Annotated in this window: 14 protein-coding genes; 8 read left to right on the top strand and 6 right to left on the bottom strand. The window is 66.0% G+C overall.

All coding sequences use genetic code 11. The features are described from left to right. The first annotated feature begins 65 nt into the window (after nt 1–65). On the top strand, nt 66–2768 hold the full coding sequence (locus tag JFY56_RS15460; protein WP_208314720.1) for a [protein-PII] uridylyltransferase: 2703 nt from the start codon (nt 66–68) through the stop codon (nt 2766–2768). Nucleotides 2769–2780: 12 nt separating this feature from the next. Beyond that, entirely contained in the window at nt 2781–3977 is a 1197-nt protein-coding gene (dapC, locus tag JFY56_RS15455; RefSeq protein ID WP_208314719.1) for a succinyldiaminopimelate transaminase, read from the top strand. 75 nt (nt 3978–4052) lie between these two features. On the opposite strand, the gene JFY56_RS15450 is transcribed toward dapC, so the two are convergent. Next, nucleotides 4053–4268 (bottom strand): hypothetical protein, encoded by a 216-nt coding sequence (locus tag JFY56_RS15450; RefSeq protein ID WP_208314759.1) that lies wholly within the window; start codon nt 4266–4268, stop codon nt 4053–4055. A gap of 240 nt (nt 4269–4508) precedes the next feature. Here JFY56_RS15450 and JFY56_RS15445 point away from each other — a divergent pair, with 240 nt between their 5' ends. The 4 genes from JFY56_RS15445 (at nt 4509) to JFY56_RS15430 (ending at nt 7728) form a co-directional block, all read left to right on the top strand. Further along, nucleotides 4509–4856, top strand: coding sequence for an ArsC family reductase (locus JFY56_RS15445; RefSeq protein ID WP_208314718.1), 348 nt, complete (start codon nt 4509–4511; stop codon nt 4854–4856). Between the two features lie 122 nt (nt 4857–4978). Next, a complete protein-coding gene (gene dapD / locus JFY56_RS15440; protein ID WP_208314717.1) occupies nt 4979–6013 on the top strand; it encodes a 2,3,4,5-tetrahydropyridine-2,6-dicarboxylate N-succinyltransferase in 1035 nt (344 codons plus the stop codon). Between the two features lie 108 nt (nt 6014–6121). Next, complete coding sequence (locus tag JFY56_RS15435; RefSeq protein WP_208314716.1) at nt 6122–7327, top strand: aminotransferase class V-fold PLP-dependent enzyme; 1206 nt, start codon at nt 6122–6124, stop codon at nt 7325–7327. After that, the gene (locus tag JFY56_RS15430) at nt 7324–7728 is read left to right on the top strand and encodes a SufE family protein (RefSeq protein ID WP_208314715.1); all 405 of its coding nucleotides are present in this window, start codon (nt 7324–7326) and stop codon (nt 7726–7728) included. Before JFY56_RS15435 ends, JFY56_RS15430 begins: the two co-directional genes overlap by 4 nt. A 280-nt stretch (nt 7729–8008) precedes the next feature. Here JFY56_RS15430 and tcdA read toward each other — a convergent pair whose 3' ends face one another. Next, the gene (gene tcdA, locus JFY56_RS15425) at nt 8009–8821 is read right to left on the bottom strand and encodes a tRNA cyclic N6-threonylcarbamoyladenosine(37) synthase TcdA (protein ID WP_208314758.1); all 813 of its coding nucleotides are present in this window, start codon (nt 8819–8821) and stop codon (nt 8009–8011) included. Between the two features lie 257 nt (nt 8822–9078). Here tcdA and JFY56_RS15420 point away from each other — a divergent pair, with 257 nt between their 5' ends. Further along, the gene (locus tag JFY56_RS15420; protein WP_208314714.1) at nt 9079–11679 is read left to right on the top strand and encodes a glycosyltransferase; all 2601 of its coding nucleotides are present in this window, start codon (nt 9079–9081) and stop codon (nt 11677–11679) included. Nucleotides 11680–11727: 48 nt separating this feature from the next. On the opposite strand, the gene JFY56_RS15415 is transcribed toward JFY56_RS15420, so the two are convergent. From JFY56_RS15415 to JFY56_RS15400, 4 genes are all read right to left on the bottom strand, one after another. After that, nucleotides 11728–12465: an S-methyl-5'-thioinosine phosphorylase gene (locus JFY56_RS15415; RefSeq protein ID WP_208314713.1), complete on the bottom strand. Its 738-nt coding sequence runs from the start codon at nt 12463–12465 to the stop codon at nt 11728–11730. 143 nt (nt 12466–12608) lie between these two features. Continuing rightward, entirely contained in the window at nt 12609–13607 is a 999-nt protein-coding gene (gene nagZ, locus JFY56_RS15410) for a beta-N-acetylhexosaminidase (protein WP_208314712.1), read from the bottom strand. A gap of 9 nt (nt 13608–13616) precedes the next feature. Beyond that, nucleotides 13617–14141 carry a L,D-transpeptidase gene (locus JFY56_RS15405; RefSeq protein ID WP_208314711.1) on the bottom strand — a complete coding sequence of 175 codons (525 nt, stop codon included), beginning with the start codon at nt 14139–14141 and terminating at the stop codon, nt 13617–13619. A 71-nt stretch (nt 14142–14212) separates the two neighbouring features. Beyond that, nucleotides 14213–14914, bottom strand: coding sequence for a TetR/AcrR family transcriptional regulator (locus JFY56_RS15400; RefSeq protein ID WP_208314710.1), 702 nt, complete (start codon nt 14912–14914; stop codon nt 14213–14215). A 254-nt stretch (nt 14915–15168) separates the two neighbouring features. Between JFY56_RS15400 and lexA the strand changes: the two genes are divergently transcribed. After that, complete coding sequence (gene lexA / locus JFY56_RS15395) at nt 15169–15780, top strand: transcriptional repressor LexA (protein WP_208314709.1); 612 nt, start codon at nt 15169–15171, stop codon at nt 15778–15780. Nucleotides 15781–15798 lie beyond the last annotated feature (18 nt).

Here is a 15798-nt window from a genome sequence, read left to right as displayed (position 1 = left end):
CGGATATCTCTCCGGGAACGCAGCTTGCCCCTGCCCTCCTCCCCCCAGCTAACAGGAAGGCCGCCATGCCCCAGGTGGATCCCGAATTGTTCGACCGTGGGCAGTTCCAGGCGGAACTGGCCCTCAAGTCCAGCCCCATCGCTGCCTTCAAGAAGGCCATTCGCCAGGCCGATGAGGTGCTCAACGCCCGCTTCCTCGGCGGTCGCGACATCCGCCGCCTGATCGAGGACCGCGCCTGGTTCGTCGACCAGATCCTGCAGCAGGCCTGGCAGCGCTTCGACTGGGGCGACGACGCCGACATCGCCCTGGTCGCCGTCGGCGGCTACGGCCGCGGCGAACTGCACCCGCATTCCGACATCGACATCCTGGTCCTGCTCGACAGCGAGGACCAGGAGACTTTCCGCGACCCGATCGAAGGCTTCCTCACCCTGCTCTGGGACATCGGCCTGGAAGTCGGCCAGAGCGTGCGCTCGGTCAACCAGTGTGCGGAAGAGGCGCAGGCCGACCTCACGGTGGTCACCAACCTGATGGAATGCCGGACCATCTCCGGCCCGGACAGCCTGCGCCAGCGCATGCTCGAAACCACCAGCACCAAGCACATGTGGCCGAGCGGGCAGTTCTACCTGGCCAAGCGCAAGGAACAGATCCACCGTCACGCCAAGTACAACGACACCGAGTACAACCTGGAGCCCAACATCAAGGGTTCTCCCGGCGGCCTGCGCGACCTGCAGACCCTGCTCTGGGTCGCCCGCCGGCATTTCGGCAGCCTCAACCTGCACGCGCTGGTCAAGGAAGGCTTCCTGGTGGAAAGCGAATGCAGCGCCCTGGCGTCCTGCCAGGAGTTCCTCTGGAAAGTCCGCTACGCCCTGCACATGCTCGCCGGACGCGCAGAGGACCGCCTGCTGTTCGACCACCAGCGGCGCATCGCCAGCCTGCTCGGCTACGAAGGCAACAACGCCAAGCTGGCGGTCGAGCTGTTCATGCAGAAGTACTACCGCGCGGTGATGGCGATCTCCGAGCTGAACGACCTGATCATGCAGCACTTCGAAGAAGTGATCCTGCGCGCCGGCGAGGGTGGCCAGATCCAGCCGCTGAACACCCGCTTCCAGCTGCGCGACGGCTATCTCGAAGTCACCCACCCGAACGTGTTCAAGCGCACACCGTTCGCGCTCATGGAAATCTTCGTACTGCTGGCGCAGAACCCGATGATCAAGGGCGTACGCACCGACACCATCCGCCTGCTGCGCGACAGCCGCCACCTGATCGACGACGACTTCCGCCACGATATCCGCAACACCAGCCTGTTCATCGAGCTGTTCAAGTGCAAGGAAGGCATCCACCGCAACCTGCGGCGGATGAACCGCTACGGCATCCTCGGCCTGTACCTGCCGGAGTTCGGCCAGATCGTCGGGCAGATGCAGCACGACCTGTTCCACATCTATACGGTGGACGCGCACACCCTCAACCTGATCAAGCACCTGCGCAAGCTGCGGCGCCCGGACATGGCCGAGAAATACCCGCTGGCCAGCAAGATCATGGAGCGCCTGCCCAAGCCGGAGCTGATCTACCTCGCCGGTCTCTACCACGACATCGCCAAGGGCCGCGGCGGCGACCATTCCGAACTGGGCGCGGACGACGCCGAGCGCTTCTGCCAGCTGCACAAGCTGCCGCAGTGGGATACCCACCTGATCGGCTGGCTGGTGAAGAACCACCTGGTCATGTCCACCACCGCGCAACGCAAGGACCTCTCCGACCCGCAGGTGATCTTCGACTTCGCCCAACTGGCCGGCGACCAGACCCGCCTGGACTACCTCTACGTGCTCACCGTGGCCGATATCAACGCCACCAACCCGAGCCTGTGGAACTCCTGGCGCGCCAGCCTGCTGCGCCAGCTCTACACCGAGACCAAGCGCGCCCTGCGCCGCGGCCTGGAAAACCCGGTGGACCGTGAGGAGCAGATCCGCCAGACACAGAGCGCCGCCATCGACATCCTGGTGCGCAACGGCATCGACCAGGACGACGCCGAGCAACTGTGGAACCAGCTCGGCGACGACTACTTCCTGCGCCATACCGCCAGCGACGTGGCCTGGCACACCGAGGCGATCCTCCAGCACCCCCACGACGGCAGCCCGCTGGTGCTGATCAAGGAAACCACCCAGCGCGAATTCGAGGGCGGCACGCAGATCTTCATCTATGCCGCCGACCAGCACGACTTCTTCGCCGTGACCGTGGCGGCGATGGACCAGCTCAACCTGAGCATCCAGGACGCGCGGATCATCACCTCGACCAGCCAGTTCACCCTCGACACCTACATAGTGCTCGATGCCGATGGCGGCTCGATCGGCGACGATCCCCAACGGATCGCGGAAATCCGCCAGGGCCTGGTCGACGCGCTGAAGAACCCGGACGACTACCCGACCATCATCCAGCGCCGCGTGCCGCGCCAGCTCAAGCATTTCGCCTTCGCGCCGCAGGTGACCATCTCCACCGACGCGACGCGCCAGGTCAGCGTGCTGGAACTGATCGCCCCCGACCGGCCGGGACTGCTGGCGCGCATCGGCGGGATCTTCCTCGACTTCGACCTGTCGGTGCAGAACGCCAAGATCGCCACCCTCGGCGAGCGCGTGGAAGACGTGTTCTTCCTCACCGACGCCCAGCACCAGCCGCTTTCCGACCCGGAACTGTGCCAGCGCCTGCAGACCGCGCTGGTCGAACAACTGTCACAGGCCAACGGTCAGGAGACCGTGCCAGTACGCATCAGCATCTGAGAGAGCCACCGCATGAACCACGCCCTCGACCTGCTCCAGCCCTACCCCTTCGAAAAGCTCCGTGCCCTGCTGGCCGGTGCCCAACCGCCGGAGGAGCTGAAGCCGATCGCGCTGTCCATCGGCGAGCCCAAGCACCGTTCGCCGGCCTTCGTCGCCGAGGCGCTGGCCGCCAACCTCGACCAGCTTGCCGTCTACCCCACCACCCAGGGCATCCCGGCACTGCGCGAAGCCATCGCCAAATGGTGCGAAAACCGCTTCAAGGTCCCGGCCGGCTGGCTGGACGCCGCGCGCCACGTGCTGCCGGTGAACGGCACCCGTGAGGCGCTGTTCTCCTTCACCCAGGCGGTGGTCGAGCGCGATGCGGACGGCCTGGTGGTCAGCCCCAATCCGTTCTACCAGATCTACGAGGGCGCAGCCCTGCTCGCCGGCGCGCAGCCGCACTACCTGCCGTGCCGCGAAGAGAACGGCTTCAACCCGGACTTCGACGCCGTTCCGGCGGATGTCTGGGCACGCTGCCAGATTCTCTTCCTCTGCTCGCCGGGCAACCCCACCGGCGCGCTGGTGCCGCTGGAAACCCTGAAGAAGCTGATCGCCCTGGCCGACGAGCATGATTTCGTGATCGCCGCAGACGAGTGCTACAGCGAGCTGTACTTCGACGAGCAGAACCCGCCGGCCGGCCTGCTCACCGCATGCGCCGAGCTGGGCCGCTCGGACTTCAAGCGCTGCGTGGTGTTCCACAGCCTGTCCAAGCGTTCCAACCTGCCGGGCCTGCGCTCCGGCTTCGTTGCCGGCGATGCCGAGGTGCTGAAGAAATTCCTCCTCTACCGCACCTACCATGGCTGCGCCATGCCCGTGCAGACTCAACTGGCCAGCGTGGCGGCGTGGAACGACGAGATCCACGTGCGCGCCAACCGTGCCCTGTATCGCGAGAAGTTCGACGCGGTGCTGGAAATCCTCGGCGGCGTGCTCGATGTGCAGCGCCCGGATGGCAGCTTCTACCTGTGGCCGAAGACGCCGATCTCCGACACCGAGTTCACCCGCGAGCTGTTCGCCCGCCAGCACGTCACCGTGGTGCCGGGCTCCTACCTGTCGCGCGAAGTGAACGGCGAGAACCCGGGCGCCAACCGCGTACGCATGGCCCTGGTCGCACCGCTGGCCGAGTGCGTCGAGGCGGCGGAACGCATCCGCCGCTTCATCCAGGCACTCTGACGCTCAACACGTAGGGCGGGTGCAACCCGCCAGCCCAGCGGCGCCATGGCGGGTTGCACCCGCCCTGCCGGGCGATCAGGCCAGCCTGATCGCCTGTCCAGGCAGCTCATCACGGACCATCCGCAGCTCAGCCGCCCCCTGGTTGAGCTCATGGATCGCCTTGAGCAGCCTCTGCCGCAACAGTTCATCCTTGAGCTGATCCACCGCCCGCATCGCCTCGATCGCCGCAGCCTCGTTGCTGGCGGCCACCGAATCCAGCGTCTTGCGAAGGTTTCTCGTTCTGCGGTACACGTCGGGACTCTCCTGAAAAATTGCAGGCACTCTAGGACAACAATATTTCTCTTTGATTTCAGCGAGTTGTAATTGCGCGAAATCCGGGGCAGGACTGCGAACCGACAGAAGCATCCTGCAACCGGGCCCACGACGGGGATTGGCGCATCGTCGGCCGGCGCGACGTGGCATAATCCGCCGACTGCCAATCCGGTACACATTGGAAAGCCTTCCGCTGAACCCAGAACCTCCGGGAAGACAATGACTTACACGATCTACGGGATAAAAGCCTGCGACACCATGAAGAAAGCCCGCAGTTGGCTGGAAGAACATGGCGTCGAATATGCGTTCCATGACTACAAGGCCAGCGGCATCGACCGCGAGCACCTGCAGCAGTGGTGCCGCGAGCATGGCTGGGAAACCGTGCTGAACCGCGCCGGCACCACCTTCCGCAAGCTCGACGACGCACAGAAGACCGATCTTGACGAGAGCAAGGCCATCGACCTGATGCTCGCCCAGCCGTCGATGATCAAGCGTCCGGTGCTCGACATGGGCGACCGCACCCTGGTCGGCTTCAAGCCCGACGCCTACGCCGTGGCGATGGGCTGAGGAAATCCCGTGAGCATCGCCTGGGCACTATTCGTCCCCGCCCGCTTCGGCCTCACGCGCGCCAGCGTTGCCGGGCCCGGCCGCCGTCCGGCCTGACCTTTTCACTTATTCGAGGAACCCACATGTCCAAATCCCTGTACAGCCTGGCCTTCGGCGTCGGCACCCAGAACCGCCAGGGCGCCTGGCTGGAAGTCTTCTACGCGCAGCCGCTGCTGAACCCGGCCGCCGAACTGGTCGCCACCATCACCCCGCTGCTCGGCTATGAAGGCGGCAACCAGGCGATCACCTTCAGCACCCAGCAGGCCTACCAGTTGGCCGACGCGCTGAAAAGCATCGATGCCGCCCAGGCCGCCCTGCTCAACCGCCTGGCGGAAAGCCAGAAGCCGCTGGTCGCCACCCTGCTCGCCGAAGACGCCGCACTGACCTCCACTCCCGAGGCCTACCTCAAGCTGCACCTGCTCTCCCACCGCCTGGTCAAGCCGCACGGTCAGAACCTCGCCGGCATCTTCCCCCTGCTGCCGAATGTCGCCTGGACCAACCACGGCGCCGTCGACCTCGCCGAACTGGCCGAGCTGCAGCTGGAAGCGCGCCTGAAAGGCCAACTGCTGGAAGTCTTCTCGGTGGACAAGTTCCCGAAAATGACCGACTACGTGGTGCCGGCCGGCGTGCGAATCGCCGATACCGCCCGTGTGCGCCTGGGCGCCTACATCGGTGAAGGCACCACCGTGATGCACGAGGGCTTCGTCAACTTCAACGCCGGCACCGCCGGCCCGGGCATGATCGAAGGCCGCGTCTCCGCTGGCGTCTTCGTCGGCAAGGGCTCCGACCTCGGCGGCGGCTGCTCGACCATGGGCACCCTGTCCGGCGGCGGCAACATCGTCATCAGCGTCGGCGAAGGCTGCCTGATCGGCGCCAACGCCGGCATCGGCATCCCGCTGGGCGACCGCAACATCGTCGAGGCCGGCCTGTACGTCACCGCCGGCACCAAGATCGCCGTGCTCGACGACCAGAACAACCTGGTGAAGGTGGTCAAGGGCCGCGATCTGGCTGGCCAACCGGACCTGCTGTTCCGCCGCAACTCGCAGACCGGCGCGGTCGAGTGCAAGACCAACAAGACCGCCGTCGAACTGAACGAAGCGCTGCACGCGAACAACTGAGCCAGCGCGGTCCATCGTCGGTTGCTCAATGCACCTCGGTGGACTGGTTCTAAGCTGTAAAGCGGGGGCTACGGCCCCCGTTTTCCATTTCCTGTCGGCCGCATGCCCATGTCCATTCCCTCGCCCTGGCGCTCCGCCTTCCCCGCCCTCGCCGCTTTCGATGCCGAAGGCCAGACCTACCTCGACAGCGCCGCCACGGCGCAGAAGCCGCAGGCCCTGATCGACGCCCTCGCCAGCTACTACAGCAGCGGCGCGGCCAACGTGCATCGCGCCCAGCACCTGCCCGGCGAGCGCGCCACACGCGCCTTCGAGGCGACCCGCAGCAAGCTGGCCCACTGGCTGAACGGCGGCAGCCCGGCGCAGATCGTCTTCACCCACGGCGCCACCGAGGCGATCAACCTGCTAGCCTATGGCCTGGAAGCGCAGTTCAGGGCCGGCGACCAGATCGTCATCAGCGCCCTCGAACACCACGCCAACTTGCTGCCCTGGCAGCGCCTGGCGCAGCGCCGCGGCCTGGAGCTGGTAGTGCTGCCGCTGGACAGCCGCGGCATCGTCGATCTCGACGCCGCCAACCGACTGATCGGGCCGCGCACCCGCCTGCTCGCGATCAGCCAGCTGTCCAACGTCCTCGGCACCTGGCAGCCGCTACCAGAGTTGCTCGCACTGGCCCGTGCGCAGGGCGCACTGACTGTGGTGGATGGCGCCCAGGGCGTGGTCCACGGCCGGCACAACCTGTCGGCGCTGGGCTGCGACTTCTACGTCTTCTCCAGCCACAAGCTCTACGGGCCGGACGGCCTCGGCGTGCTCTGGGGCCGGCCGCAGGCGCTCGAACTGCTGCAACACTGGCAGTTCGGCGGCGAGATGGTGCGTCTGGCCGACTACCAGTCGGCGGAGTTCCACGGCGCGCCGATGGGCTTCGAGGCCGGCACGCCGGCCATCGGAGCAGTGATCGGTCTGGGTGCCAGCCTCGACTGGCTGGAGGGCCTGGATAGCGCTGAAACCGCCGCCCACGAAGATATCCTCCACACCAGCCTGCTCGCCGGCCTGGAGGCCCGCGACGGTGTGCGCATCCTCGGCGAACCGAAGGCCGCCCTGGCCAGTTTCACCGTGGAAGGCGTGCACAGCGCCGACCTCGCCCACCTGCTCACCGAACAGGGCGTCGCCGTGCGCGCCGGCCACCACTGCGCCATGCCGCTGCTGAAGACCCTCGGCATCAGCGGCGCCGTACGGGCCTCCCTCGGGCTGTACAACGACTCCAGCGACCTCGAACGCTTCTTCACCGCGCTGGATCGCGCCCTGGAGCTGCTGCGATGAGCCTGCCGGCCGCCGCGGAAATGGCGCTGCAGGCGTTCTCCAGCGAATCCGGCTGGGAGCAGCGCGCGCGCCTGCTGATGCAATGGGGCGAACGGCTGGAGCCGCTGAGCGACGACGAGCGCAACGACGGGAACCGCGTGCACGGCTGCGAAAGCCTGGTCTGGCTGCTGGCGGAACAACGCGACGGCCACTGGCACTTCCGCGCCACCAGCGACGCCCGCCTGCTGCGCGGCCTGCTGGCGGTACTCCTGGCGCGCGTCGACGGGCTGCACGGCGAAGAACTGGCGGAGATCGACCTGCCCGACTGGTTCAACCAGCTCGGGCTGGGACGCCAGCTGTCCCCTTCGCGCAGCAACGGGCTGAATTCCGTGCTCAAGCGGATGCGGGAATTGACTGCGTAGGGCGGGTGCAACCCGCCACTTCTTTGCAAACCCACGATGCGGCGGGTTTCACCCGCCCTACTCCCGCCCTGGAGGTGGAGTGGACAACGCCTTGCCTGCCCACCGTCCTGATGACCGCGTGGAAAACGCTTCGCGGTTTTCCACCCTACCGGACTGAACGCAGTGAAGCCCAACAATGGCGACGTTGGGCTTCGCGTTGCTCAGCACCAACCTACGGTAGGTATTGCAACCCGTAGGAGCGGGCCATGCCCGCGAAAAACATCGCACGCATGGCATGCTCCTACGCTGGACCTACGCGACGCTCCGACGGCCGCCGCGCTCCAGCCACCAGCTTGTCCACCGCCCGCGCCGCCGCAGCCATGCCGAAGGTTGCGGTAACCATCATCACCGCGCCGAAACCACCGGCGCAGTCCAGCTTCACCCCTTCGCCGACGAAACCCTTCGCCTGGCACACCGTGCCGTCCGGCTTCGGATAGCGCAGCTGTTCGGTGGAGAACACGCAGGGCACGCTGTAGTGGCGGCCCGGGGTGCGCGAGAAGTTGTAGTCGCGGCGCAGGGTCGAGCGCACCTTGGCTGCCAGCGGGTCGTTGAAGGTCTTGTTCAGGTCGGTCACCTGGATCTGCGTCGGGTCGACCTGCCCGCCCGCGCCGCCGGTGGTGATGATCAGGATCTTGCGGCGCTTGCACCAGGCGATCAGCGCCGCCTTCGCCGCCACGCTGTCGATGCAGTCGATCACACCGTCGAGGTCCGTGGTGATGTAGTCCGCCATGGTTTCGCGCGTGACGAAGTCCGACACCGCATGCACCCGGCAGGCCGGATTGATCGCGAGGATGCGCTCGGCCATGACCTCGACCTTGGGCTTGCCGACCGCGCCGTCGAGGGCATGGATCTGCCGGTTGGTGTTGGTCACGCAGACGTCGTCGAGATCGAACAGGGATATCTCGCCCACCCCGCTGCGCGCCAGCGCCTCGGCCGCCCAGGACCCCACGCCGCCGATACCGACCACCGCCACATGGCTGGCCGCCAGGCGTTCCAGGCCGGTCCGCCCGTACAGGCGGGCGATGCCGCCGAAACGCTGTTCGTCCAACTCCATCATCGAACCCTCCAGAAAACCGGCCGGCATTCTATAGGAAGCCGCCGCGCCTCGCCGTCATGCAGCTAAAGTTGATGCCTGGCAGGCGAAACTCCGCCCGTTTCCACCATTCTAAGTCGTTGCGATCGCCTCGCCCCAGGCCCCGCTCCAGCGGCCGGACGAGGCCTATACAGTCATCGGGGTGCGGAGTAGGATTCGCGCCGGCCGGCGCCCCGCCGGTCCCCGCCCCGTTCCACCCTGCGGAACCCGATCCCCCTATGCCAGCACGCAAACTCGGTCTCAACCTGGTGGTGATAGTCGCCCTGGCGGCGCTCTTCACCGGTTTCTGGGCCCTGATCAACCGCCCGGTCAGCGCCCCCGACTGGCCGGAGCAGATTTCCGGTTTCTCCTTCTCGCCGTTCCGCCTGAACCAGAGCCCGCAGAAGAACCAGTACCCAAGCGCCGAGGAGATCCGCAAGGACCTGGAGCTGGTCAGCAAGCGCACCGAGAGCATCCGCACCTATTCGGTGGAAGGCACGCTGGCCGACATCCCGCGGCTGGCCGAGGAATTCGGCCTGCGCGTGACCCTCGGTATCTGGATCAGCAAGGACGAGGAGCGCAACGAGCGGGAGATCGCCAAGGCCATCGAGCTGGCCAACGGCTCGCGCAGCGTGGTGCGGGTGACGGTCGGCAACGAGGCGCTGTTCCGCCGCGAGGTCACCCCGGAGCGGCTGATCCAGTACCTGGACCGGGTACGTGCCGCGGTGAAGGTGCCGGTGAGTTCCTCCGAGCAATGGCATATCTGGCAGGAGCATCCGGAGCTGGCCCGGCACGTCGACTTCATCGCCGCGCACGTGCTGCCCTACTGGGAGTTCATCCCGATGGCGGACTCCGGCGAGTTCGTCCTCGAACGCGCCAAGGACCTGCGCAAGCAGTTCCCGAAGAAGCCGCTGCTGCTCTCCGAAGTCGGCTGGCCGAGCAACGGCCGCATGCGTGGCGGCGCGGAGGCCACCCAGGCGGACCAGGCCATCTACCTGCGCACCCTGCTGCATGAGCTGAACGCCAAGGGCTACAACTACTTCGTCATCGAAGCCTTCGACCAGCCGTGGAAGGCCACCGAGGAAGGCTCGGTGGGCGCCTACTGGGGCGTGTACAACGCCACGCGGCAGCCGAAGTTCAACTTCGAAGGGCCGGTGGTGGCCATCCCGCAATGGCGCGTGCTGGCCGTCGCCTCGGCGGTGCTGGCACTCCTCGCCCTCACCCTGCTGCTGATCGACAGCAGCGCCCTGCGCCAGCGCGGTCGCACCTTCCTGACCTTCGTCGCCTTCGTCGGCGGCTCGGTGCTGGTGTGGATCGGCTACGACTACAGCCAGCAGTACAGTACCTGGTTCAGCCTGACTGTAGGCGGACTGCTTGGCGTCGGCGCCCTCGGCGTGTTCATCGTCCTGCTCACCGAGGCCCACGAACTGGCCGAGACGGTCTGGGTGCGCGCGCGGCGCCGGCCGTTCCAGCCGGTGCTGGAAGACAGCCACTACCGGCCCAAGGTGTCGGTCCACGTGCCCTGCTACAACGAGCCGCCGGAGATGGTCAAACAGACCCTCGACGCCCTGGCCAACCTCGATTACCCGGACTACGAAGTCATCATCATCGACAACAACACCCGCGACCCGGCCGTCTGGGAGCCGGTGCAGGCCTACTGCGAGCAGCTCGGTCCGCGCTTCCGCTTCTTCCACGTCGCGCCGCTGGCGGGCTTCAAGGGCGGGGCGCTGAACTACATCCTGCCGCACACCGCTCCGGACGCCGAGGTCATCGCGGTGATCGACTCCGACTACTGCGTCGACCGCAACTGGCTCAAGCACATGGTGCCGCACTTCGCCGATCCGAAGATCGCCGTGGTGCAGTCGCCGCAGGACTACCGCGACGGCGAGGAAAGCGCCTTCAAGAAGCTCTGCTACGCCGAGTACAAGGGCTTCTTCCATATCGGCATGGTCACCCGCAACGACCGCGACGCGATCATCCAGCACGGCACCATGACCATGATCCGCCGTTCGGTGATGGACGAGCTGCAGTGGGCCGACTGGACCATCTGCGAGGACGCCGAGCTGGGCCTGCGCGTGTTCGAGAAGGGCTACTCGGCCGCCTATTCGCACCAGAGCTACGGCCGCGGGCTGATGCCGGACACCTTCATCGACTACAAGAAACAACGCTTCCGCTGGGCCTACGGCGCCATCCAGATCATGAAGGGGCACGCGCGCAGCCTGTTCCGCGGCAAGGATTCGAAGCTCACGGCCGGCCAGCGCTACCACTTCATCGCCGGCTGGCTGCCGTGGATTGCCGATGGCATGAACATCTTCTTCACCATCGGCGCGCTGCTCTGGTCGGCGGCGATGATCATCGTCCCGCAGCGGGTCGATCCGCCCTTGCTGATCTTCGCCATCCCGCCCCTGGCGCTGTTCTTCTTCAAGTTCGGCAAGATCATGTTCCTCTACCGGCACGCCGTCGGCGTCGGCCTGGTGCGCTCGTTCCAGGCTGCCGTCGCGGGCCTGGCGCTGTCGCACACAATCGCCAAGGCGGTGCTCTACGGCACGTTCACCAAGACCATCCCGTTCTTCCGCACGCCGAAGATGGCCTCCAACCACGGCATCCTGGTGGCGCTGGCGGAGGCCCGCGAGGAAGTCTTCATCATGCTGCTGCTGTGGGGAGCGGCGCTGGGCATCGTGCTGGTGCAGGGCGTGCCCAGCCGCGACCTGATTTTCTGGGTCACCATGCTGCTGGTGCAGTCGCTGCCCTATCTGGCGGCGCTGATCATGGCGCTGCTGTCGTCGGCGCCGAAGCCGAGCGAAGAGGAACAGCTGAGCGGCTCGGCGCAGGTGGGCTGAGCCTGGAATTCGTCGAAGGCCGGCCCCGGCCTTCGACGTCGGCGATCTTCAGCCAGCGAGTACACGCGCCAGCACGTCGCGCACCTTGCCGATGCCCTCGTGCAGCGCCTGCTCGATCTCTTCCATGGTGATGATGCCGCTGGACTTGCCGGCCGCCGGGTTGACCACCAGCGACAGGCAGGCATAGGGCAGCTCCAGCTCGCGCGCCAGCGCTGCCTCGGGCATGCCGGTCATGCCGACGATGTCGCAGCCGTCGCGCTCCAGGCGGGCAATCTCCGCAACGGTCTCCAGGCGCGGCCCCTGGGTCGCGGCGTACACGCCGTGGCTGCTGTGCGGCAGCCCCAACTCACAGAGCGCGCCGATCAGGCGCTGGCGCAGGGTTTCGTCGTAGGGATGGCTGAAGTCGATATGGGTGACGTGGTCGATATCGCCTTCGAAGTAGGTGTGTTCGCGGCCCCAGGTGTAGTCGATGATCTGGTGCGGCACGCAGAGGTGGCCGCTGCCCATCGCCGCATGGATGCCGCCCACGGCGTTCACCGCCAGCACCGCTTCGGCACCGGCCTGCTTCAGAGCCCAGAGATTGGCACGGTAATTCACCTGGTGCGGCGGGAAGCGATGCGGGTGGCCGTGGCGGGCGAGGAACAGCACCTCGCGCCCGGCATAGTCGCCGCACTGGATGGACGCGGACGGGGCGCCGTAGGGAGTGTCCAGCGGCAGGGAGTCTTTCAGGGTCAGGCCTTCCAGCTGGGTCAGGCCGGTTCCGCCGATGATGGCGTAGACAGTCATGGCAAATCCTCAAGAAAAAAAGTCTACGACCGAGCGAGCTAGAGCAGGACAAGGCGGAAACAGGCGAGGAAACGGAGTTTACAGCTGTAAATGAGTATTCCGAGCCTGTTTCCAACGCAGTCATGCCGACGCGCAGCCGGTCGTCAGTCGATCAGTTGGGCCGCGCGCAACTCGCCCATGGCCTGCTGCCAGCGCGGCAGTTGCTTGTATTCACTGCCGGGCCAGGCTTTGGCGCGCATCCGCGCCAGGCGCGGCGAAGCGTTGGTCTTTAGGCGCTGCAGTGCGCCCAGCGCCAGTTCGGCAGCGTCGCGGTCGTTACACACCAGCCCCATGTCACAGCCGGCCGACAGCGCCGCCTCGATGCGGCTGGCGGCATCGCCGACGACGTGGGCGCCGGCCATGGACAGGTCGTCGCTGAAGATCACGCCGTCGAAACCCAGTTCGCCACGCAGGATCTCCTGCAGCCAGCGCCGTGAGAAGCCCGCCGGGTTCGCGTCGACCTTGGGATAGATGACGTGCGCCGGCATCAGCGCATCGAGCTGGCCGGCCAGTTGCTGAAACGGAACCAGGTCGCTGGCGCGAATCTGCTCCAGGCTGCGTTCGTCCTCGGGAATCGCCACATGGGAATCCGCCTCGGCCCAGCCATGCCCGGGGAAATGCTTGCCGGTCGCTGCCATTCCCGCCGCATGCATGCCGCGGATGAAGGCGCCGGCCAGTTGCGCGGCGCGCTGCGGATCGCCCTCGAAGGCACGGCTGCCGACCACCGCGCTGCGCTGGTGATCGAGGTCGAGCACAGGCGCGAAACTCAGGTCCAGCCCGACCGCCAGCACTTCGGTCGCCATCAGCCAGCCGCATTGTTCGGCCAGGCGCTCGGCATTGGGGTTGTCGGCAATGGCGCGCATCGCCGGCAGACGCACGAAGCCCTGGCGCAGGCGCTGCACCCTGCCCCCTTCCTGGTCCACCGCGAGCAGCAGGTCCGGGCGCACCGCGCGAATGGCCGCGCAGAGCTCGCGCACCTGGCGCGGATGCTCGATGTTGCGGGCGAAGATGATCAGGCCGCCCACCTCGGGCTGGCGCAGGATCTGGCGGTCCTCGGCGGTCAGCCAGGTGCCGCCGATGTCGAGCATCAGAGAACCTTGCATATGCATTCCTTAGGTGATCGCGGCCTCTCGCCACTCGGGGCAGGCCGCTTCTTCGATTCGAACAGGGCAATGGAGAGGCACGCGGGGAAAGAGTTCCAGCAGATCGCTGTTGCGCAGGCGCACGCAGCCGTGCGAACCGGGAACGCCCATCGGCTCGCAATCCGGGGTGCCGTGCAGATAGATGTAGCGGCGGAAGGTATCGACCGCCCCGAGACGATTGCGTCCCGGCTCGCAGCCGCTCAGCCAGAGGATGCGGGTGAGAATCCAGTCTCGCCCCGGATGAGACTGGTGCAGCTCCGGCGTCCAGACCTCCCCGGTCCAGCGCCGACCACGCAACACCGCCGCACCGGGCAGACCTTCGCCGATCTTCGCCCGCACCTGGTGCAGGCCGCGCGGCGTACATCCCGAGCCGTTCAGCTCACCGGCGCCATTGGCCGCCGTGGAAACCGCCATCCGCAGGACGAGCTGCCCTTCGGCGAAGCCGTAAAGCATTTGATCGGAAAGGGAAATATGCAGGAAATCGAGATCGGCCATGGGCGGCTAGCTTAGCCGATCGGACCTTGCCCGCCCAGCGCGGCCGCCGGCCCGAATCCAGCCTGGAACTGTCAGGCCTTGGCGGCGGCCTTGCTGCGCGGCTTCAATTGCGCGCTGGCCAGCGATGCATCGGTCACGCCGCTCTCGGCGCGCATTCCGCCGGCCAGGAACGGCACCAGCAGGTGCATGACCTGCTCGATGGACGTGTTGACCCCGTACTCGGCCTCCGCGATCGCCCGCAACGCCTTGATCCCGGACATGCTGAAAGCGACCGCGCCAAGCATGAAGTGCACACGCCAGAACACTTCGAGCGGCGGCAGGCCAGGCGCGGCCTGGACAACCTGCGCCATATAGCGTCGGAACACCTTGCCGTAGACCTCTTCGAGGTACTTGCGCAGGTGCCCCTGGCTCTGGTTGAACGCCAGGCCGAGCAGACGCATGAAGATCGACAGGTCGTTGCCGCTGCGTGGAGTGACTGCCATGATCTGCGTTGCCAGCAGCTCCAGCAGCTCTTCCAGGGTTGCGCGAGGCGCGTCAGGCTTGCTCTGGCGGCGATCCAGTTCCTTTTCCAGGCTGGCGCAGAACGGCCCGAGGAAGCGCGAGAAGACCGCCTGGATCAGCGCCTTCTTCGAACCGAAGTGATAGTTCACCGCAGCCAGGTTCACCCCGGCCTTGCTGGTGATCAGTCGTAGCGACGTTTCAGCGAAGCCCTTTTCCGCGAACAACTGTTCCGCAGCGTCCAGGATGCGTTCGACGGTTTCTGACTGGGCCATGGCTACTCTGCCTAACAAACACTTGTTTGAAACATACGTTTCACGGCGACGTATTGTCAAGCAAGCACCAGGAAATTGCCGACAGACAATCATGCATGCGATGAATGAACAATGATCAGCGAAAGCACAAGTAGCAAGACGCTTTTTGCCGCCGCCGGGTTACACACCCGACGCGGGTAATGAAAATTCCACGTTGCCAGCAGCCGATCACTGTATATAATCCCAGCAACTGTATAAAAAAACAGAGATGGGACATGCTGAAGCTGACGCCGCGCCAGACCGAAATCCTCGCATTCATCAAGCGTTGCCTGGAAGACAACGGTTACCCGCCGACCCGCGCGGAAATCGCCCAGGAGCTTGGCTTCAAGTCGCCCAACGCCGCCGAGGAACACCTCAAGGCCCTTGCCCGCAAGGGAGCGATCGAGATGACCCCGGGCGCATCGCGCGGCATCCGCATCCCGGGCTTCGAGCCCAACGCAGCGAACGAAGGCGAACTGTCCATCATCGGCCGCGTTGCGGCGGGTGCGCCGATCCTTGCCGAGCAGAATGTCGAGGATGCCTGCCGGATCAATCCGGAATTCTTCAACCCGCGCGCCGATTACCTGCTGCGTGTACGCGGCATGAGCATGAAGGACGTCGGCATCCTCGATGGCGACCTGCTTGCCGTACACGTCACTCGCGAGGCGCGCAACGGGCAGATCGTCGTGGCCCGCCTGGGCGAAGACGTCACAGTGAAGCGTTTCAAGCGCGAGGGCAGCAAGGTCTGGCTGATTGCCGAGAATCCTGAGTTCGAACCCATCGAGGTCGATCTTAAGGAACAGGATCTGGTCATCGAGGGTCTCAGCGTCGGCGTCATCCGCCGCTGACCGACAACAGGAGTCGCC

Origin of the sequence: Pseudomonas schmalbachii (assembly GCF_017589465.1) — a bacterium.
In the GTDB taxonomy this organism is placed as follows: domain Bacteria; phylum Pseudomonadota; class Gammaproteobacteria; order Pseudomonadales; family Pseudomonadaceae; genus Pseudomonas; species Pseudomonas schmalbachii.
This window is presented reverse-complemented; position numbering and strand designations above follow the sequence as displayed.